Origin of the sequence: Aquimarina agarilytica ZC1, from assembly GCF_000255455.1 — a bacterium.
GTDB classification, from domain to species: Bacteria; Bacteroidota; Bacteroidia; order Flavobacteriales; family Flavobacteriaceae; genus Aquimarina; species Aquimarina agarilytica.
In genome coordinates this window covers 2265-23463 of sequence record NZ_JH621295.1, presented here as the reverse complement: position 1 = coordinate 23463, position 21199 = coordinate 2265, and the positions used below count along the sequence as shown (strand labels likewise).

General features: G+C 30.1%; 16 protein-coding genes and 1 pseudogene. 10 read left to right on the top strand and 7 right to left on the bottom strand.

The genetic code is table 11. The features are described 5' to 3' along the window. Positions 1 to 125 precede the first annotated feature (125 nt). The 3 genes from KQA_RS0217030 to KQA_RS0217020 form a co-directional block, all read right to left on the bottom strand. Positions 126 to 710, bottom strand: coding sequence for an RNA polymerase sigma factor (locus KQA_RS0217030; protein WP_010182783.1), 585 nt, complete (start codon positions 708 to 710; stop codon positions 126 to 128). A gap of 482 nt (positions 711 to 1192) precedes the next feature. Then, a complete protein-coding gene (locus KQA_RS20605) occupies positions 1193 to 1339 on the bottom strand; it encodes a hypothetical protein (protein ID WP_198283134.1) in 147 nt (48 codons plus the stop codon). A 59-nt stretch (positions 1340 to 1398) separates the two neighbouring features. After that, a complete protein-coding gene (locus KQA_RS0217020) occupies positions 1399 to 1983 on the bottom strand; it encodes an RNA polymerase sigma factor (RefSeq protein ID WP_010182782.1) in 585 nt (194 codons plus the stop codon). A gap of 190 nt (positions 1984 to 2173) precedes the next feature. Here KQA_RS0217020 and uvrA point away from each other — a divergent pair, with 190 nt between their 5' ends. Next, positions 2174 to 4975 (top strand): excinuclease ABC subunit UvrA, encoded by a 2802-nt coding sequence (gene uvrA / locus KQA_RS0217015; protein WP_010182781.1) that lies wholly within the window; start codon positions 2174 to 2176, stop codon positions 4973 to 4975. Between the two features lie 95 nt (positions 4976 to 5070). Further along, the gene (locus tag KQA_RS0217010) at positions 5071 to 7167 is read left to right on the top strand and encodes a carbohydrate-binding protein (protein WP_010182780.1); all 2097 of its coding nucleotides are present in this window, start codon (positions 5071 to 5073) and stop codon (positions 7165 to 7167) included. Positions 7168 to 7229: 62 nt separating this feature from the next. Here the strand turns inward: KQA_RS0217010 and KQA_RS19230 are convergent. Next, positions 7230 to 7946: pseudogene (locus KQA_RS19230) on the bottom strand (YifB family Mg chelatase-like AAA ATPase); the annotation flags it as partial. A gap of 44 nt (positions 7947 to 7990) precedes the next feature. Here KQA_RS19230 and KQA_RS0217000 point away from each other — a divergent pair. Beyond that, complete coding sequence (locus KQA_RS0217000) at positions 7991 to 9733, top strand: recombinase family protein (RefSeq protein ID WP_010182778.1); 1743 nt, start codon at positions 7991 to 7993, stop codon at positions 9731 to 9733. A 33-nt stretch (positions 9734 to 9766) separates the two neighbouring features. Here the strand turns inward: KQA_RS0217000 and KQA_RS0216995 are convergent, their stop codons facing one another. Together KQA_RS0216995 and KQA_RS0216990 are read right to left on the bottom strand one after the other, a co-directional pair. After that, positions 9767 to 10369, bottom strand: coding sequence for a hypothetical protein (locus tag KQA_RS0216995; RefSeq protein WP_010182777.1), 603 nt, complete (start codon positions 10367 to 10369; stop codon positions 9767 to 9769). A gap of 77 nt (positions 10370 to 10446) precedes the next feature. Beyond that, a complete protein-coding gene (locus KQA_RS0216990) occupies positions 10447 to 10683 on the bottom strand; it encodes a helix-turn-helix domain-containing protein (protein ID WP_010182776.1) in 237 nt (78 codons plus the stop codon). A 105-nt stretch (positions 10684 to 10788) separates the two neighbouring features. Between KQA_RS0216990 and KQA_RS0216985 the strand changes: the two genes are divergently transcribed. After that, positions 10789 to 11595, top strand: a complete 807-nt coding sequence (locus tag KQA_RS0216985) for a type 2 periplasmic-binding domain-containing protein (protein WP_010182775.1) — start codon at positions 10789 to 10791, stop codon at positions 11593 to 11595. A 501-nt stretch (positions 11596 to 12096) separates the two neighbouring features. Here KQA_RS0216985 and KQA_RS0216980 read toward each other — a convergent pair. After that, a complete protein-coding gene (locus KQA_RS0216980; protein ID WP_010182774.1) occupies positions 12097 to 12747 on the bottom strand; it encodes a hypothetical protein in 651 nt (216 codons plus the stop codon). 1589 nt (positions 12748 to 14336) lie between these two features. Here KQA_RS0216980 and KQA_RS19975 point away from each other — a divergent pair. The 6 genes from KQA_RS19975 to KQA_RS20600 form a co-directional block, all read left to right on the top strand. Continuing rightward, complete coding sequence (locus tag KQA_RS19975) at positions 14337 to 15920, top strand: DUF5131 family protein (RefSeq protein WP_010182772.1); 1584 nt, start codon at positions 14337 to 14339, stop codon at positions 15918 to 15920. A gap of 199 nt (positions 15921 to 16119) precedes the next feature. Beyond that, positions 16120 to 17199, top strand: coding sequence for an ABC-three component system protein (locus KQA_RS0216965; protein WP_010182771.1), 1080 nt, complete (start codon positions 16120 to 16122; stop codon positions 17197 to 17199). Continuing rightward, on the top strand, positions 17200 to 17703 hold the full coding sequence (locus KQA_RS0216960; RefSeq protein ID WP_010182770.1) for an ABC-three component system middle component 2: 504 nt from the start codon (positions 17200 to 17202) through the stop codon (positions 17701 to 17703). It begins immediately after the preceding gene. Continuing rightward, positions 17700 to 19574: a hypothetical protein gene (locus KQA_RS0216955; protein ID WP_010182769.1), complete on the top strand. Its 1875-nt coding sequence runs from the start codon at positions 17700 to 17702 to the stop codon at positions 19572 to 19574. Before KQA_RS0216960 ends, KQA_RS0216955 begins: the two co-directional genes overlap by 4 nt. 321 nt (positions 19575 to 19895) lie before the next feature. Beyond that, the gene (locus tag KQA_RS0216950; RefSeq protein ID WP_010182768.1) at positions 19896 to 20480 is read left to right on the top strand and encodes a recombinase family protein; all 585 of its coding nucleotides are present in this window, start codon (positions 19896 to 19898) and stop codon (positions 20478 to 20480) included. Positions 20481 to 20549: 69 nt separating this feature from the next. Next, positions 20550 to 21199 (top strand): hypothetical protein (locus KQA_RS20600; protein WP_010182767.1); only part of this gene is annotated, 650 nt, incomplete at its 3' end.

Genomic DNA, 21199 nt, shown 5'->3' with positions numbered 1-21199 from the left:
TACTAGCAATCACCATTATATTAATGCTTTTATGCGAAAATATTAAATTAAAATCGTATAAGATACCACTTGAAAAAAAATAGTATTAGATTTAAAAGTAATTGATTAAAAGAAGATGATGCAGTTTAGTTTACTAAAACTATTTGATGCTTATTAATTAATTTTCTCAAATTAATAAGTGCATAACGCATTCTACCTAATGCTGTGTTTATGCTTACTCCAGTTTTGTCTGAGATTTCTTTAAAACTCATTTCATTATATATACGTAACGTTAACACTTCTCTTTGGTCATCTGGAAGTTCATAAACTAAATTACGTACATCACTTTCTACTTGCTCTTTAATAAGTTGCTTTTCTGCATTAAGTGAGTTATCGCTCAATAATGAAAATATACTAAATTCTCCGTTGTCGTCAAATTTAGGTAATCGATTCCCTTTTCTGAAGTGATCAATAACTAAGTTGTGAGCGATACGCATAACCCATGGTAAAAATTTACCTTCCTCGTTATAACGACCTCTTTTTAAAGTATTAATTACTTTTACAAAAGTATCTTGAAAAACATCATTAGCTACATCTTTATCAAGTACTTTAGAAAATATAAAACTAAATATACGCTGATTATGTCTGTCTATTAAAACACCCAATGCTTGCTCGTTTCCGTTAATGTATTCAGATACTAAAACTGAATCTTCTTGTTTTCTTAAAACCATAAATATTACTTTTTATTAAAAGAGTATAAAATGTATAAAGTATTATTTTGCTATAGGCTTTTCCTTAAATGATCGGTGTAAATATATAAATAAATTTAAGAGTGATTTGATGCTTTAAGGCGAAGAAACAGTTGAAAAACAGACATACGGATATAAAATATCGGCTGTCATATAAGATATGATTAAAAATGCTAATTTTTAAAAAAATAAAGAAAGATTAATCCTACTTCATTGCTTGTAATCAATAGTTGTTTTTTGAAATTAGATAAAATTATTGTGAGTTGTAACTATTCTTTTGAGTTGGTTTTATAATGGAAGTGTTAGAATATACAGGATTAATTATATTTTTATTTGAGCATTTTTAACGAACAGCGAACATTTCAAAATAGATTATTTTGGTTACATAAGTGAACATAAATTAAATCTTGATTTACCTATCTAATAAATCAAGAAGTATTATAATTGTTCAGGAAATAACCAAATTAATTTTTACTAATTTGAATAATGAAATTTTCTGTTTTTATAATATCAATTACTTTAGAATAATTCAATATAAAATTAAGAGTTTCTGCTTTGGGCTTCAATTTTTGGTTTTCGTTTGAAGTTTCTTTGGAGTAAATTTTAGCCATTTATGTATCTTTTATCGTTAACATTTACTTTTAAACGATAAAAAAAAACCTTTATTGCACTAATTAACTAAAACTATTTGATGTTTATCAATTAATTTTCTTAGGTTGATTAATGCGTAACGCATTCTTCCTAATGCCGTATTTATGCTTACTCCAGTTTTGTCTGAGATTTCTTTGAAACTCATTTCGTTATAAATACGTAAAGTTAACACTTCTTTTTGGTCATCTGGAAGTTCATGTACTAGATTACGAACATCGTTTTCCACTTGATTCTTGATTAGTTGTTTTTCAGCATTAAGTGAATTGTCGCTTAGTACCGAAAAGATACTGAATTCTCCATTATCATCAAATTTAGGAAGTCGATTACCTTTTCTAAAATGATCAATTACAAGATTATGAGCGATACGCATTACCCATGGTAAAAATTTGCCTTCTTCATTGTACCGACCTCTTTTTAATGTGTTAATTACTTTAACAAAAGTGTCCTGAAAAACATCATTAGCTATATCTTTATCCAGTACTTTAGAAAATATAAAACTAAAAATACGTTGATTATGTCGGTCAATTAAAACACCTAGTGCTTGCTCGTTTCCTTTTATATACTCGGATACTAAAACTGAATCTTCTTGCTTTCTTAAAACCATAAATATTACTTTTTCTTAAAGAGTATGAAATGTATGAAGTAATATTTTGCTATAGGCTTTATTATTTTGATTAAGAATGCTGTAAATATATAAATAAATTTAGAAACAACTAGTTTTCTTAAAATTTTAACAAAAAAGCAGTAGTGGTTATGCTTCGCTTTTTGGACACTTATATTTATATTTGAGGCTTATGGTTAAAGCAGTCAACAATAAAAATAAAGGGGTAATCGATCCCAAAAAAAATATAATAATAAAAGGAGCAAAACTTCATAATTTAAAAAATATTGATGTGGTAATTCCTAGAAATAAGCTGGTCGTAATTACAGGACTTTCGGGTTCTGGTAAATCAAGTTTAGCTTTTGATACGCTTTATGCCGAAGGTCAACGTAGGTATGTGGAAAGTTTATCCTCATATGCACGTCAATTTTTAGGACGTTTAAATAAACCCAAAGTTGATTATATAAAAGGAATAGCGCCAGCTATTGCCATAGAGCAAAAGGTGAATTCTACAAATCCAAGATCTACGGTGGGCACAACTACGGAGATTTATGATTATTTAAAATTATTATTTGCACGCATAGGAAAAACTTTTTCTCCAATTTCTGGCGCAGAAGTTAAAAAACATACCGTTTCAGATATTGTTACTCATGTAAAGAAATATGAAACTAAAACGAAGTTGCTTTTATTGGCGCCTATTTACGTAGAAGAGGGCAGAACTTTAAATGAAAAGCTTCAAGTGTTATTGCAACAAGGTTTTGTTCGTGTAAAACAAAATGATACCATTACTCGATTAAGCACAGATACTATTTTGGAAGAAGACAAACCTTGTTTTGTAGTAATTGACAGGATTGTAACTAAAAAAGAAGATGATTTTTACAATCGTTTGGCAGACGCAATTGGAACAGCTTTTTATGAAGGTAAAGGCCAGTGTATAATCGAAGAGGTGGCTACTCAAGTGAGTCATTTATTTAGTAATAAATTTGAGTTGGATGGTCAAGAGTTTTTAGAACCCAATGTGCACTTGTTTAGTTTTAATAATCCGTACGGAGCTTGTCCAAAATGTGAAGGTTATGGTGATGTTATAGGTATTGATGAAGATTTAGTGATTCCCGATACTTCAAAGAGTGTATATGAAGGCGCAATACTCCCTTGGAAAGGAGAAACTATGGGTACATACAAAGATCAATTAGTTAATAATGCCTATAAATTTGATTTTCCAATACACAAACCATATTTCGAATTAACTAATGAACAACAAAACTTAGTTTGGGAAGGAAATGGTTTTTTTGAAGGGATTCATAGTTTTTTTGAATTTTTGGAATCAAAATCATACAAAATACAAAATAGAGTGATGTTATCCCGCTACAGGGGAAAAACAAAATGTGCTTCATGTAAAGGAAAAAGGTTAAGGCCCGAAGCAGCTTATGTAAAAATAGATGGGGCTAGTTTAAATGATTTGGTAGAATTGCCTATCTCTGATTTAATTCCATTTTTTACACATCTAAAGTTATCGGAGCATGATAAAACGATAGCCGAACGCTTATTAAAGGAGATTAATAGTAGGTTAGAGTTTTTAGATTTAGTAGGCTTACAATACCTTACGCTAAATAGGAAATCAAATACATTATCGGGAGGTGAATCACAGCGAATCAATTTAGCAACCTCATTAGGAAGTAGTCTGGTAGGCTCCATGTATATTTTAGATGAACCAAGTATTGGATTGCATTCAAAAGATAATGAGAAATTGATAAAGGTATTACTTTCATTAAGAGATTTAGGGAATACAGTTATTGTAGTAGAGCATGATGAAGAGATCATGAGAGCTGCAGATCAAATTATTGATATTGGTCCCGAAGCAGGAACCTTTGGTGGAGAGTTAGTAGCTCAAGGTACCTTTAAAGAGATACTAAAAGCCAAAACATTAACCGCGGGTTATTTATCGGGGAATGAGGTGATAGAAATTCCCAAAAAAAGAGATAAAGGAATTGAATATATAGATATAAAAGGAGCTAGAGCTCATAATTTAAAAAATATTGATGTTAGAGTTCCTTTAGGAATTATGACAGCCATTACTGGTGTTTCTGGAAGTGGGAAGAGTACTTTAGTTAAAAAAATATTATATCCAGCCTTAAGAAAAGAATTGGGTATTCATGGTGATAAAGCAGGAGAATTTACCGGAATTTCTGGTAAATATTCAAGTATAAAATCCGTAGAATTTATTGATCAAAACCCCATAGGTCGATCATCTCGATCTAACCCTGTAACCTATATAAAAGCCTATGATGATATTCGTAGTTTGTTTGCAAGTCAGCGTATAGCTCAGTTACGGAATTATCAAACTAAGCATTTTTCTTTTAATGTGGATGGTGGTCGCTGTGATAATTGTAAAGGAGAAGGTGAGGTAACCATTGAAATGCAATTTATGGCCGATGTACATTTAGAGTGTGATCAGTGTAAAGGAAAGCGCTTTAAAAAAGAGGTTTTAGAAGTGCAATTTCATGGGAAATCAATTGATGATGTTTTATGCATGACTATTGATAATGCTATTGCTTTTTTTGAAGAAAGAGATCAAAAAAAAATAGTTAGAAAACTAAAGCCCTTGCAAAATGTTGGTTTGGGGTACGTGCAACTAGGGCAGAGTTCTGCAACATTATCAGGAGGTGAAGCACAGCGTATAAAACTAGCATCATTTTTAGTAAAAGGAACTACAAAAGATAAAGTACTATTTATTTTTGATGAGCCAACAACAGGACTTCATTTTCATGATATCAAAAAATTAATTCACTCATTTAATGCCTTGTTAGATCGAGGACATTCGGTATTGGTTATTGAACATAATTTGGATTTAATTAAATGCGCTGATTATGTTATAGATCTAGGGCCCGAAGGTGGTGAAAACGGAGGGAATTTAGTCGCTGTAGGGACTCCAGAGGAAGTGGCTAAAAATAAGGCTTCATACACCGGGGAATATTTGAGATCAAAATTGAAATAATAATGTAGGCTTTTACTTACTTGTTATTTTTGTTAATCAGTTGTAAGAAAATATTATCGGATTATATTTACTTATAATAAATCGAAAAATAGACTATGAAAAATTTATTACAACTACTAAGTGTACTGTGTTGTTTTTCAGTGTTTTCTCAAAATTTTACTGGGAATATCACTGATAGTGAAACGGGTAATTTATTAAGTGGTGTTGAAGTAACTTTACTTGAAGATAACTTAAAAATGACTACAACCAACACTGGTCAGTTTTCATTTAATGCATTATCGGCAGGTGATAAAACGCTTTATTTTAATAAAGAAGGCTATGTTTTTGAGGATATATATAGACAATCACCAGCTACAAATATTCAAATTAAATTACGAGCTAAAAAAATCAGTACAGCTACTGTTCGTTGGAATAAATATTTAGAGAGTTGTACTAATTATAATAATCCGGGTATACCTAGTGATCCAATTTGGAATGTTACATTCAAAGAAACTGCTTTAACGGGAGATTTAGTGGCTAATTCTCTAATAACAAGAAGGGACCCAAGTGCGGTTATAAAATATAATGATAAGTATTATGTGTGGTATTCTCGAAAGCTAACACAAACGTCAACTTATTTTAAAACCAATAATCCGGATGATAATGTATTTCCTTGGGATTATACAGATTTATACTATGCAACATCAACTGATGGCTTTGATTGGAAAGAAGAAGGACCAGCTGTTGAAAGAGGAGTTGCTGGATCCTTTGATGATCGTTCCGTATTTACACCCGAAATTTTTGTACATAATGATAAATTTTATTTAGTATATCAGGTGGTAAAGTCTCCATATGTTGAAAGAGTAAAAAATAATGTAGCTATGGCGGTAGCCGATTCTCCTGATGGGCCATGGAAAAAATTATCAGAGCCTATTCTAAGACCATCTCATAATGGTGTTTGGACTGCTGGTTCTAAAAGTAGATTTGCTGCAGATGCAAAAGGTGATTTTGATAGTCATAAAGTACATGATCCTTGTTTAATGTTTTATAAGGATAAGTTTTATCTGTATTACAAAGGTGAGCGTATGGGGGAGGAAAAGTATTGTGGGGAGCGAGAAATTAGATGGGGAGTAGCCATTGCCGATAATCCAGAAGGACCTTATGTTAAATCTGTATACAATCCAGTTACAAATACAGGACATGAAGTAAGTGTTTGGAATTATAATGATGGAATAGCCATTATTCAAAAGTTGGATGGTCCCGAAAAGGGTTCTGTTCAATTTGCTTCTGATGGTGTTAATTTTGAAATGATGGGAACAGCTTCGGGAACATCTGGTAGGGACAAAAATGAAGTACCAGATGCTTTGGGAATTTTTAGACCTGAAAGCATTTCAACGACCGATCCGAAATTTGGTGTAAGTTGGGGATTGTCTCATCATTTAGAATTTTCTCCTGCATCAAATGGTGCTACAGGGGGGTGGATGTATTTAAGGCGTTTTGATTTAATTAATAAAAACGTAGCGCCACCAATTCCAGATGAAAATACGTTAATTGTAGAAGCCGAAACTTTTGAAAAAACAGAAAACCCAAGTGGCGAATCACCAGGAGGTTTTGATGGGGTTAATGCGACTTCAACAGCGATTAATTTTGTTAATGCAGAGGATTGGGTAGAATATATTGTTGATTTTGAAAAAGGAGGGTCTTATGATTTAACATACGATATCGCCAGCCCTGGAGGAAATACCAATATTCAGTTATTAATAGATGGTGTTGAAGTGGCTTCTGATGCCGTTCCTAATACAGGTGGCTTTGAGATTTTTTCTAATCTAAAAAGTGGTAGCAAAGGGATTAATATTGCAAAAGGCCAACATACAATTCGTGTTGTTGCTAATGGGACAGATCTTTGGCAATGGAATTTAGATAGGTTTAGTTTCAAGTTAGATGAAACAACACTTTCTATTAATGATCCATTTAATACAGATGATACTAAGATTTCAATATATCCTAATCCGGCTGTAAATAAAATTACTGTTCAAGGAGTGGATGATGAAGTAGCGTATGCCATTATGGACTTAAAAGGAGCAGTTTTGCAAGAAGGAAATTTAAAAAATAATGTAGGGGTTAATGTTGAAAATTTACCTAGCAGTATATACCTTTTAGTAATAAAAGATAATTTATACAGCTTTAAGTCAACATTATTTGTGAAGCAATAAATAAAACACAAAGGGTACTAAAAAAAAGTCCTATTAATCACAGTGATTAATAGGACTTTTTTTTATCCCAACCATCCTTCTCTGTCCAAACTTCGGTATTGAATGGCTTCGGAAATATGATGATCTAAAATTTGAGGACTGGCTTCTAAATCTGCGATAGTTCGAGATACTTTTAAAATTCGGTCATAAGCTCTGGCCGAAAGATTAAGTCTTTCCATAGCTGTTTTTAGTAAAGTTTTAGCCGATTCGGGTAATTCGCAATACGTACGAATTTGTTTTACGGTCATTTGAGCGTTATAATGAATGTCTTCTCTGTCGGAAAAACGAGCTGTTTGAATTTTTCGAGCTGTAATAACGCGTTGTCGAATGATTTTGCTAGGTTCTCCTTTACGTTCATCACTTAGTTTATCAAAAGGAACAGGAGTAACTTCAATATGGATATCAATTCTATCCAGTAATGGGCCCGATATTTTGCTCAAGTAACGTTGCATTTCGGCAGGTGACGAAGTTACTGGAGCATTAGGGTCATTAAAATAGCCACCAGGACTGGGGTTCATACTAGCCACAAGCATAAAGCTTGAAGGATAAGTAATAGTAAATTTAGCTCTAGAAATGGTTACTTCTCTATCCTCTAAAGGTTGACGCATCACTTCCAAAACAGTACGTTTAAATTCAGGTAGCTCATCTAAAAATAAGACTCCATTATGTGCTAGGGATATTTCGCCAGGTTGTGGGTAACTTCCGCCTCCAACTAAGGCAACATCAGTAATTGTTTTATAATGTGTACATATTTTTTATTATATTTATACTTTAATATAACTAAATGTTAGCGATATACACAAGATTGAGTAGAGAAGATGGAGAATCTAATTCAATTGAAAACCAACTTAGAGAAGCAAAACAGTTTGCAGATAAAGAAGGCTTTAAATACGAAATTTATAATGAGGGTGAAGGAGTATCAGGCGGTGCTGAACTAAAGTATAGACCAGAGTTTGAAAAAATGTTAGCTGATATTTCAAGTAGTAAAATAACAGCTGTATACGCTCGTGATTCAAATAGAATAGCAAGGAATACTATTGTTTGGGGTAAATTTCTAACAGAAGTTTATAGTAAAAATGTACAAGTTTACTATTCTGGAGTTTTGCAAAATTTAGATACACCTGATGGAAGACTTCAAGCACAGATTTTAAGTAGTTTTAATGCATATCAAATAGAGAAACAGAGCTACTTAACTAAACGGTCTCTAATGGATAATGTATTGGAAGGCAAAGCTCATGGCAAATCAACACCACTTGGTTACAAAGCTGATAAAGATGGTTACATTGTAGTTGATGACGAAGAAAAACCAATAGTTGAAAAAATATACCAAATGTGCTTAGCAGGAAAAGGTTCAACTACAATAAGGCACTACCTTAATAACAACAACATTCCAACACGTTATAATAAAGGTAAAGGTACATTCAAAATCATAAATAGAGATACTGGTAAAGTAACGCACAAGAAAAAAAGTGATGTAATATGGTCAGACAGACAGGTACAAAGTATTTTAAAAAATACTATGTATAAAGGCAAAAGGAAATGGAAAGGCAAAAAGAAAGATGAGCATATATTTGTCGATTGCCCTGCCATTTTTGACGAGACGTATTGGGATAAGGTGCAAACACAATATAAACTCAATGCTAATTCTAAGAATACTGGTAAAAAAGTAGATCACAAATACTTACTTAAAGGCTTATTAGAATGCAACAATTGTAATAGGAATTATTATGGTCGAACACGTGTAAATAAAAAGGATAATTACTATATGTGTTCAAGCAAGAGGTATAAAGACCTTAATTGTAACAATCGTAGTATTAATATTGATGTGCTTGACGAGTTTATCTGGGGGCTTATGCATGACGATAATCTCTATGATAATGTGATTAAAATGATTTCGGAAGGAGAAAACCCTAAAAAGCTTAGTGCTTTAAAAGAAAAAATTACGGGTTACACCAATAAAATCAAAAATATAAAAAAGCGGGAAGGCAAAAATTTAGACCGTCTTAATAACGACGTAATTAGTGACAGCCAATTTATTAAACTCAAGAAAGCTAATGAAGCTGAAATAAAAACTTTAAAAGAATTATTAGCAAGAGATAACGAAGAAGTTACAATAATTGAAAGCCAAAAGGTAAATCTAAAGCAATTTACCATGGAACACGATTTACTTTCTAAGGGAAGAATGAGTAAAGCAGTAGCCGATTCAGGTAAATTAAAACTTGCACATACAGTAAATACTATAGCAGCACCATATAACGAAAAGAAAAGGGTATTACAAAAATACATTAAACGTATTTTTATTCAGTACAATAAGGAACATAAAGGCTACATTATTAAAATATCATTTAAGCTTCCAATTGATGATGTGTTACATTTTATAGCTGACAACTACCTCTACAGCCTTGATACAAAAAATAATATTGTTACAGAATTGTCTTATGGTCAAAACACACGTTATACCGAAGGTACTTATAATAAAACATTACAAAAGCTTCTAAGTAAAGAGCTAAGGGAATCGTTGCTGTAAGGCTTCCCGTTATTCTACAGGTTTATTTAAACATTAGTTCCTATACCTACCATGTATCTTTGAGTTTAAGTTTAAAAATTCTTCATTGTAAAATACACTTGCAAATTCTTCAAAATGTTTAATGCTTTTTTCTCTAAGCTTAAAGTGCTTTGAATTTTTAATTAAATACTCATCACATTCCTCAAAATTTACTTCTTTTAGTTTACGCATTTCTTCAAACCTTATGCAATATATGTTTGTGGGGGAGACAAGAAAGAAGTAGCCATCGGGGTAGCTTTCTTCGTAATTTTCATAATTAGCTTCATTCATTTTAAAAGACCCTGTTGACCTGAATTTAACTTCGGCATAATTTATTTTTTCAGAATCAGGGTTGTATAAAATTAAATCAGGTGATTTTCGAAGAGATTTAGCTGCCTGAGTTTTATTATACTTAAGTTGCTTATAAAGATATTGGTACGTATTTTCTAAACCATACTTATAAGTTTGATAGCCTTCCATTAAAAATAATTCCTGAATTAGGCTTTCAGCTATTCTACCAACGGTTAGCGAATAGGGCATTATGTAGTCTTTCTTTTTATAGGTAGTTATATCATCACCAGTAGATATGTATAATGCCTTAGGCTCGTTTACTTCCATGTGTATGAGTTTTGTTTTTTATAAAAATACTATAACTAAACTATTTTGTTATAAACTCATCTTGGATTTTTTATGGTTTAAAAATCAAGTAAATCTTTCGGCTCAACATCAAGAGCTTTGGCTATTCTTAGCAACATAGAAACTTTCATTTCTTGCTTACCTAATTCATATTTCCTTAGATTTTGTGAATCAATATCAGCTTTAAAAGCAATTTCAGCAACGCTTAGACCCTTGTCTTTTCGGATAGCTCTTATGTGTTCACCAAGTTTGCTACATATATGTATAGCTTGCAATTTTTTTAAATTCTGATTCATATTCAAAAATCCAATCAATTCGTTATTTCCAACGAATTGAATACAACAGGTTGTTTAAAACCTATTTTTATATATATTTGGTCAAAACCATTTAAAACATATACAATGAAAACCACAATTACGTTATTAATTACCCTATGCACATTAAGCTTTAGCAGTTTTGCACAAACCGCTCCAACAACAGGAAAAAAAGTATTAGAAGTTAAAGCAACCTATGCAGAAGAGTACTTACAACCAGTAACCAAAGGAGATTTAAGCGATTTACTGCTTACTCAAATGGAAAAAAACGTAGTAAAAAAAGCTATAAAATTCGGTTTTTCAGACATTACTGTTGAAACGGTAGGTAAAGTATGGTATCCACAAAGCTTACTTGTACAAGGATCAACAACAGCTACTGAAAATTTTAAGTTCCAAGCCAACATTATGGACAATACAACAGGTAATAGGTATAAACTTCGTATTTCCTTATTAGGACATACGCCAAAATATATAATTAAAGAGCCAACAGAAAGCAATTATTGCAGCCAAATAAGCAAGGAAGGCGACAAATTTAGTGATAAAATAAGCTGGCAATCTCCATTAAATGCTATTACATTATTTAAGTTTGTAGAAAATAATAAAGCAACATATTACATCAACCTAACTGTTAACGGTAATACGTTAAATATTGGCAAAACAGGAGCCATTATACTTTTTGAGGACGGTACAAAAATTAATAAACCTAATGTAAAAGTAAAAGCAACCGTAGGAGAAGGTACTACTTACAATTACGACGCTACCATAGAACTTACAGCTAAAGAAATTGAACAATTAAAAAGTAAACGCATTACCGATATAAGACTTTTTATATACGACAAGCAAATTACTAATGGAGAAGTTTACATGAAGTATATGCAATGTTTAACTGAGTAGCTATATGGGAAATAGCTTTTAAAAGGTTTGTCAGAACAGTTTTGGCAAGCCTTTTTTTGTACATTGTTCTGCCTAATAATTCCTTTTTTAGTCTTTTTAAGCCAGTAACTATTGTAAAATATATTATTTATTCTTCAGCATTTTTCAGTCGCTTACACAGATTAATTTTCTCTCTATTACTTTTCTGCCTCAGATAACTTGTGACCTGTCATGAAGTTACGAGTCCAGTACTGTTTTTTACATATTAAGGGATTTTAGATTTTTGTTAAAAATTTGAATTGGCTGTTTTTTGTTATAAAAACCTATTTTCAAACTGATATTCATACTAAAAAGTAGAAAAGCATCGATTTAATTTACTGTTTTTTACTGTATGAGATGAGCTAACTTGCCTTTAGAAGGCTACTTACGAAAGACTGACTTTTTGAAGAAAATTAGATGTTTTAAACCCTTTGACATAAATACGCTGTGCAAAGCAAATGTTTAAAAACAGGGTTTTTAAGATTAAATTAACTCATAATCTACAAGATCGCTATCTCCATATTTACGTTTATTTCTATTAACATTAAGTACTGTTTTTAAACTTTTTCCAGTCATTGTTTCGTCTTTACCATTAACGCTTCTTATGCCATGGATATATGCATACGCTTTAACTTTATAGTATTCATTATCATCGATTAAATGTTTGATATCAGCAGTTAAGGGTTTATTTTTAGGTAATTTAGGTTTTACTTTTGTTACATTTTGATTAGCTTTTACTTTGTTTTTAAAAGCTTCTTTATGGAGATTTGTAGTTTTTTTTATAAAGCCTAAATCGGTTAATTTTTTCCAATTAGGGTAGTAATACAACGGACTATTTTTACGTTTTTCTTTACTTACTTCTACAGACTTAGTGCCATATTTAATTTTTACAGTAAAACAATTTAATTCTTCTAAACTATCACGAACTTTAATTAGCGTAGGAATTGTAACACCAACTTTAGCAGCTAAATCAACATTGAGTATATGCTGAAAGCTACGTTTACATTTTACTTTATGGAGGATTAGTATATTCATAAGCAGTATTTTTTGCTTAGAATTTAACTCTTCGGAACTAACAATATTTTCAAAATTTATTGAGAAATCTTGCTTAGTATTCGCTGTTGTGTATGTCATATAAAGCTTATTTTTTTACTAAATTGCTGATTTGATTGAAACTCTTGTTACAGTCAGTAAATATAAGGGATTACAAAATTGATAGTTAAAAAATTTAATAATCAATTTCGATTTAAAACCTTGTTTAGTCCTGTATTTACGACACTTTATGGAATTGATAGTTAAAAAATTTAATATGTATATATTCTATATAAATATATGTGCTTTTACAAGCGCACACATATTCACATAAAAATAAATAGTAGCATCAAAGATACTACGTTCGGTGTTTTGCTTAACAGCAACACCGAATGGAAAATTATTTATATAAAAGCAAATTAAAAAACCTACTTCCATACAGTTTAAAAAAACGTGTTTTTACAAATTTTAAACTAAAAATAGTTTAAAAAACTACCTCAGCCATCTACATAATGTTAATACAATATCGAATTAACCTGTAATTAGGACTTAGCTTTTCTTTTAAGGATGAAATAAAGGATTTTAATAAATTAAAGGTGTAATGTGTTTGATTATCAACAGTTATGTCTAAAAATAAGATTAAAATCGGTTATTGTAAAATTACAGTTTGAATAATTTTTAAAAGCTTTTACAACTTTATGGAGATTAATATTTTTTTTTGTTTTCGAAACTATTAAGAATAAATCTAAATAAATGATTTTAAAGAGATTAAAAAGTAGAAAGGCATAAATACATACAAAAGTTTAAAAACAGACTTAAATCATTCTTAAAAGGATTGTAAAGCTGATATATGCTACTAAAACAAAGTTGACATTACCAAAATGGCAATATAAATTTTAAAAAACATTATGCAATTGGAGCGTTATGGGAAAGCTTTTTGATTTTGGTTTTTATTGCTGTTTTTTTTAGGAATGCTTTATGGGGATTTTGCTTTATTTTGGTGTTTTTTTATGTTATATAATTATATATACAAAGTATATATTAATATTATATAATCATAAACAAAACACTTTTGTTTTATTTTTAATAATAATATTTAATAAGCAATTATTTACTTGGGGATTTCAAAAAAAGTTAAAATTTAAAAACAAAAAAACCGCAGCAATTGGCATAAAGTAGTTAAACTCTTTTTAAGGATGATTTAAAGGAATTGTATTTAAAATTCAGTATGTTGGTGAGCAAATCAGTTGAAGAGGACTTAAAATCTCTAAAAAAGGACTTAAACGTCCGAATAGCTATGATTATTGATGTTAAGATATGTTTAGTTCTGCAAAAATGTGTTTTTAACCAGTAATTTTAGCTAAAAAAACAGCCTTGTACCAAATGGTATAAGCTTGTAAAAAACCATACTTTCATAAAGCCGATTTAAAAAAAGGCAATTACTTCATAAAATTAAACTAAGCTTACTACAAAGCTATAATCACAGCTCAATTCTCTTTTAAAGGACGAATTAAATCCTCTACTTTTTATTTAGGTACAAACTGTTTATTTTAAAACAAAGTTCTTAAAATCCTGATGTAAAGATCTTACAAGGAACATAGATAAAATAGTGACTTACTTACTTTAAAGCAACAATAATTTTCTTAGATTTAGCTTTGTACCAAATGGTATAACCTTAATTTATATTATTTATGAGTAGTATTGAATGGACTGAGCAAACGTGGAACCCTACAACTGGATGTACTAAAATTTCAAAAGAATGTGATAATTGTTACGCTGAGGTGATGAGTAAAAGGTTAAAAGCGATGGGGCAAAAAAAATACGATGCAGGCTTTGATGTTTTAGTTGAGCATAACGATAGCCTTTTAGAACCCTTAAAATGGATTGGTAATAAAACAGTTTTTGTAAATTCTATGTCGGACTTATTTCATAAAGATACATCATTTGATTTCATAGAAAAGGTGTTTGATGTAATGAATAAGACACCTCAGCATACATACCAAATTCTTACAAAAAGAGATAATATTTTATTAGAATACTCTAAAAAACTCAATTGGACAGATAATATTTGGATGGGTGTTTCAGTAGGTAGTATTGCATCGGTAAGGAAGATTGAACGTTTAGCGCAATGTGATGCAAAAAATAAATTCCTATCCGTAGAGCCTTTAATAGAAGACTTAAAGAACTATTCGTTAAAAGGTATTGATTGGGTAATTGTTGGTGGTGAAAGTGGACATGGAGCAAGACCTATAAAGGCTAAATGGATAGAATCAGTAAGACAACAATGTATTGAAGATACAGTTCCTTTTTTCTTCAAGCAATGGGGTGATAATAAGTTTAATCCAATCGATAATGACCCTACGTTACATAAATTACATAGATACCATTCTAAGGGCGGAAGTCAACTAAATGGTAAGTCTTACTGGAATAATCCAACATCTAATTTTGATTCTGATAACCATATTTTGCAATTATTTGAAACAGAATATGAAATTATGAATGAATTAGATGCTAAGTTATTATATAATGATGAAAAAGTGATTTTAAAAACTATATGGGAACTAAAAAGCTACCTGCCTTTTGCTGAAAAAATAACATACAAGGCACTGAAAAAAGACATACAAAAAAATGGGGTGATAGATCCAATATTATATTTTAAAACAGACAATGGAGATAATTTAGTTATAGAAGGACATACAAGGCTGAGAGCAGCAATCGAAACTAAAAAAAAGCAAATTCCTTGCAAAAAAGTCAATGAAAAATTCAAAAATATAGATGAAATTAAACTTTGGATGGTAAAGCACCAATTACAACGTAGAAATCTATCCAATACAGAAAAAGTTAAACTGGCATATAATTCAAGAAACACAATTGAAAAGCTTGCAAAGGCGAATTTATCAAAAGCTGGGAAATCAAAAAAAGTAAATAACCCAATCGATACATACGATGAGATTGCTAAAATAGCAGGTGTAGGCAGGGGTACTGTTGCAAGATATATTTCAGTTATAAATAGTGAAAATAATACTTTAGTAAAAAAACTGCACGATGGAGATTTAACTATAGGAAGTGCGAGTAAATTTGTAACAAATGAAAAAAAACAAATTATAAAAAAGCAACCTGACAATAAATTATCATTAGTACATTTTGAAAACCTTGATAAAGCTCAAAATTCATTACAAAAAAATGAAATTGATTTTATTATAATTAATAATGGTAAAAATGTTGAATCAATATTAAAAGCTAAAAACGCTAGAATAGGAGTTATAAAAATTTAATTGATGCAAGATTGCTTTTTAGATACTATTATTAAATTTTTAATTAAATAGATTGTTAATATTTTATATATTAGTGAAGTAAACATTCTCAATAAACTTTAATATTTTAAAATTGGAAGAGCCTATTAATTAAAGTTAGTTTTATAATTAAATTTCCATATTACTAATCAATGAGGTTAATTAATAACTTAAATAGTTAATGACGAACACAGATCTAAAAGAAGTAGAAGCCCCAAAGTCATTTGGAACGCTAACTAATAGTGAAATGTTGACTGGTATTCCTATCCCTCCTATTGATAGACTCAAAATAATATCTAGTGAAGAATTTGAAGATTTAATAAGAGAATGGATAGCAGGATATTGCAAAAAGAAGTACAAAAGTGTACTTAAAACAGGTGGAGCAAATGATAAAGGAAGAGACGTTGTGGGTTTTATCAATGAAGAAAAAACCGTGTATGATAATTTTCAGTGTAAGCATTATGATCATCCATTAATGCCAAGTGATATATGGGGTGAATTAATTAAACTTTTTTGCTATTCAAAAAATGGAGATTATTCACTGCCAAGAAAATACTATTTTGTAGCTCCTAAAGGATTGGGGGGAACTTTAGCAGGTTATTTAAGTTCACCCACAATGTTTAAAAGCAAACTTTACGAAAATTGGAATTCGCACAAAAATATAGGTGTAATTAATTCTGAACTAACAGAAGAACTAAAAGCATACATAGAAACAATTAATTTCGATATTTTTACTTTTTTAGACCCTCAAGAATTAATTGAACAACATAAAACAACAAATTACTATACAGCTAGGTTTGGAGGAGGTTTACTGAATCGAAGAAATGAACCTGAGTTTTTAGCTTATACTGATTCCGAATATTCATTAAGGTTTATAGAACAGCTCTTTTTGGCTTATTCAGATTGTTTAAAAAAAGAAATTAAAAGTATAGTGGAACTTCAAGATTACAATGATCATTTTCAGCATTTTGGAAGACAAAGAAGTTCTTTTTATTGGGCAGAATCACTCAACCAATTTAGTAGAGATAGTCTTCCTGATGGAGATAGAAGTTTTGAGGACTTAAAGGAAGAAATTTATCAGGGAATTGTAGATATTTGTTTAGCAGATTACGATAATGCATACCAAAAGATAATTAAAACTACTCTTGAAGCAAGTAAAATATCAATTCATAGCAATGCCTTAATTAGTGTTACTAGAGTAATGGATAAGATTGGTTTATGCCACCATTTAGTTAATGAAAATAAATTAAGCTGGATTTAAATGGAATTACTCAAAAATAGAAATACTAAAGTGTTTAATTCACCACTTGAAATGGGATTGAGAACCTTATTTCTGCTTTCAGCATGTAATAAACCTTGTGATTTGCAAAGACTAGTTTATTATGATTACATTTTGTTACACTCTGGAGATATTCCTACTGGTCCTATAAGTATTCATCCTAACATTCCTTTTAGAGCTTCAGAAATTTTAGTGAAAAGAGAATTAATTAAAAAAGGTCTGAACTTAATTTTAAGCAGGGATTTAGTTAAATTAAATTTTTCAGATAATGGATTTACTTATGAATCAAATGAACTTACAGCTCCTTTTCTAAAATATCTAGACACACCATACGCAAATGATTTGTTAAGAACTTCATCTTGGGTTGTTGATTATTTTGGCAATCTATCGGATTCAGAATTAGAATTATATTTTAAAGATAAATTGGATGTTTGGGGTGGTGAATTTACCAAAGAATCTTTTTTAAGAGGAAATACTACTATATGAATAACAAAGGGTTTTATATAAGTAAATTGTATGTTACAGGGCGTGATATCAAAAGAGCAGAGATAGAATTTAAACTTGGTTTCAATGTTGTTTCGGGATTATCTGATACTGGGAAATCATACGTTTTTTCATGTATTAATTTTGCATTGGGTTCTGGTAAATACCCAAAGACTACTATTCCAGAATCTAAAGGTTATGATACAGTCTATTTAGAGATAAGAACACATAATGATAATGTTTTTACTATACAAAGAAACATTTTTAATGGAAACATTAAAGTCAAGGATGTCGAAATAGATTTTTTTTTAACTAAAGGAGAAGCACAGGATTTACTCCAGCAACACTCTAAAATCAATGATAAAAATATATCAACATTTTTACTTGATCTTTGTGGTTTCAATAGACCCTTGCTTAGGAGAAATAAGCAGAATGTAACAAGACAGCTTAGTTATAGGGATTTAGCAAGGTTATCTCTTATAGATGAAGAGAGAGTCATAACAGAGGAATCACCTGTTTATAATGGTCAATATACAGATAGAACTGTTGAACAAGCAATATTTAAGCTTTTATTGACAGGAAAGGATGATTCGGATATTTATGAAATTGAAGATATAAAAGTTTATAAGAGTAGAATTAAAGGCAAGCTTGAATTAGTAGAAAGGTATATAGAGCAAACACAACTTAAACTTGAAGCTTATTTAGAAAGCAGTAAAGATACTAGTAAGATAACTATTGAATCTAGCTTAGAAGAATTAAATATCTTGCTCACTGATTCCTCAAAACAGATAGAAGAACTTACAAATCGCAAAGCAGGTTTATTTAATAAAATAACAGAACTTCAATCTAGCCTTATTTTAAAAAATGAACTTTTAACAAGATTTGTATTGTTGCAAGAGCATTATGATAGTGATATTGATAGATTAAATTTTATTACTCAAGGTGGAGGGTATTTTGATCAACTTAATGCAACAAATTGTCCAATTTGTGGAGGGGGATTAGATAAGGAGCAATATGATTGTTTGGATGAAGAATCTGAAGAGTCATCGAGTATTATGTATTCTATAAAAATGGAATTATTAAAAATTAAAAAGAAAAAAGAAGAATTAATTAATACTATTGATGAGGAAAGATTGGATGAAAAAAAATTGAAAGCAAGCATTGATGAGATGAGTATTGAACTACAAGAAGTTCAAGAAAAAATACAAAGTAAGCTTAAGCCAATTCAAGAATCTAGTGCAAAGAAAATCGATTCATTGATGGCGGAGCTTTCCAATATTCAGGAGGTTAAAAGCTTAGATTCATTACTAACTAAATATTATAATGAGAGGAAAGATTTAATTGATTTAAATGATAAGAAGCCATCAGTAGCTGAATATGACGGAAAGGTATCGTATTCTGTTTTGAAATCATTTTGTGATTCTATTAAAGATATATTACAAGTATGGGGTTTTGATCAAATTTCTAATTTGAATTTTGATACCCATTATGATAATTATGATATTGTTATTGGAGGGAAAAATAGAAGTGCATTTGGAAAAGGATATAGAGCTATTTTATATAGTGCATTTGTTTTAGCGTTGTTGGAATATACAATAGAAAGAGACTTACCTACTACAGGTCATTTAATAATCGACTCACCATTAACTACATTTCAAGGGAAGGAAGCTAATGATGATAAAGTAACTATTGAATCCGAAATAACTCAAGATATTGAAAAATCATTTTTTAAAGACCTTGTGAATCTTAGTAATGACTTACAGGTAATTATTTTAGATAATAAAGACCCAGACTCTGAAATTATAGATAAGATTAATTATATCCATTTTACCAAAGGAAAATCTGATGGACGATATGGTTTTTTCCCTAAGTAATATTCTTTAATAAAAATATGATTATTATCTTAAGTAATTAATTCGGATAAATGTATTTTTCTATTATAAAGTTGTATTATGTGTTTAAAAAATAAACTAAATCAGAAAAATTAATTTTTAGATTATTCTTTAATAGTTGTGTAAAAAATTATTTTTCAAAACCTATATTAAGTTTTAAAATATAGTTGTATTAATTTTAGATCATACCTTAAACGCAGCACAAAAAAATTACTTTTGTAAACCTGTTTAGTGTAAATTAAGTGTATCAATTAAAACCACCCTAAATTTATTACACATATTTGTTTTTTGTATATTTACATTATGAAAATCAGATACATAAGAATTAGTACAGCAAATCAAAAAATTAGTAGACAATTAAAAGAGCAATACAAAGACGAAAAACTATTTATAGACATATGCAGTGGCTCTATTCCATTCAGTAAACGAGAACAAGGCAAACAAATATTAAATTTGTTAGATGAGGTTACTTATCTTTCTGTAGAAGCTATCGACAGATTAGGTCGAAATATAATTGATATACTAACGACATTAGAAGTTTTTGAAAATGCAGGTATAACAGTAAAAGTTGAAAATCTTGGTATTGAAAGTTTAATAAACGGTAAATCTAATTCAGCATTTAAAATGATTGTTAGTGTATTAGCTAATGTTTCAGAAATGGAACGTAAGAATATGTTGGAAAGGCAAAAGCAAGGCATAGCAATAGCGAAAGCAAAGGGAACTTATAAAGGTCGCATAAGAGGTTCTAAAGAGAGCGATAAAGATTTTCTTAGTAAATATAAAAACGTAGTAAAACACCTCAACAATAAGCAATCATTACGCAATACTGCTAAGCTATGCGATGTAAGTTTAGGTACTGTACAAAAGGTTAAAGCATTAGTAAGTTAAATGGTTTGTAGAAATTATTACGATGATTATGTTATATTTGAGTAACTCAACTTAAATATAAGTAAATCAATGGCTAATAGTGGAATTACAATGAGGGAGAAAGAAAACCCTCCGAGAGTAAAAGAAGAATATTCTATTACAAGAATAACAATTCGACCAAAAAACCCTAATGTTAAGGTTATGCCAGCAGCCCAAAAACCTGCTATTTTAAAACACAAAAAACCATTGGTCAAAGAATTGAAAGGACCATATAACAAAAATGGTGATTTAGTTCTAAATGTTTTAGCTGGTGAAACTTACACTTATAAAGCTACTAAATTTGAAGAAAGTACATTTACACCAATAAAGCATATTTGGTTTGCAGAGCAGTTAGATAATGGGGAAATAATAGATTTAGAATACAATAGAGGTGTAAATCCTTATATGGATAAAGACAATGAAAAATATGTTTGTTACGATTATACTATTCCTGAAAATGTAAGCGAAGTAAGGATATACGCCTACTGTTGGAAGCCAACACAAAGCGAATCAATTGTGAGTAAGGTTAAAAGTACAGTTGTATTTTATATAGGTGGTGCAAGTGATAAAGAAGGGTTTTACGGTTCTCCAGCTACTGAAATTGTTAAAGATGATGTTGCAGACCCATTTTTGAAACTAATAAAACAAAACAAATTGGATAAATCTTATCAGTCCTTTTATTTAGGTTATAACGAAGTTCG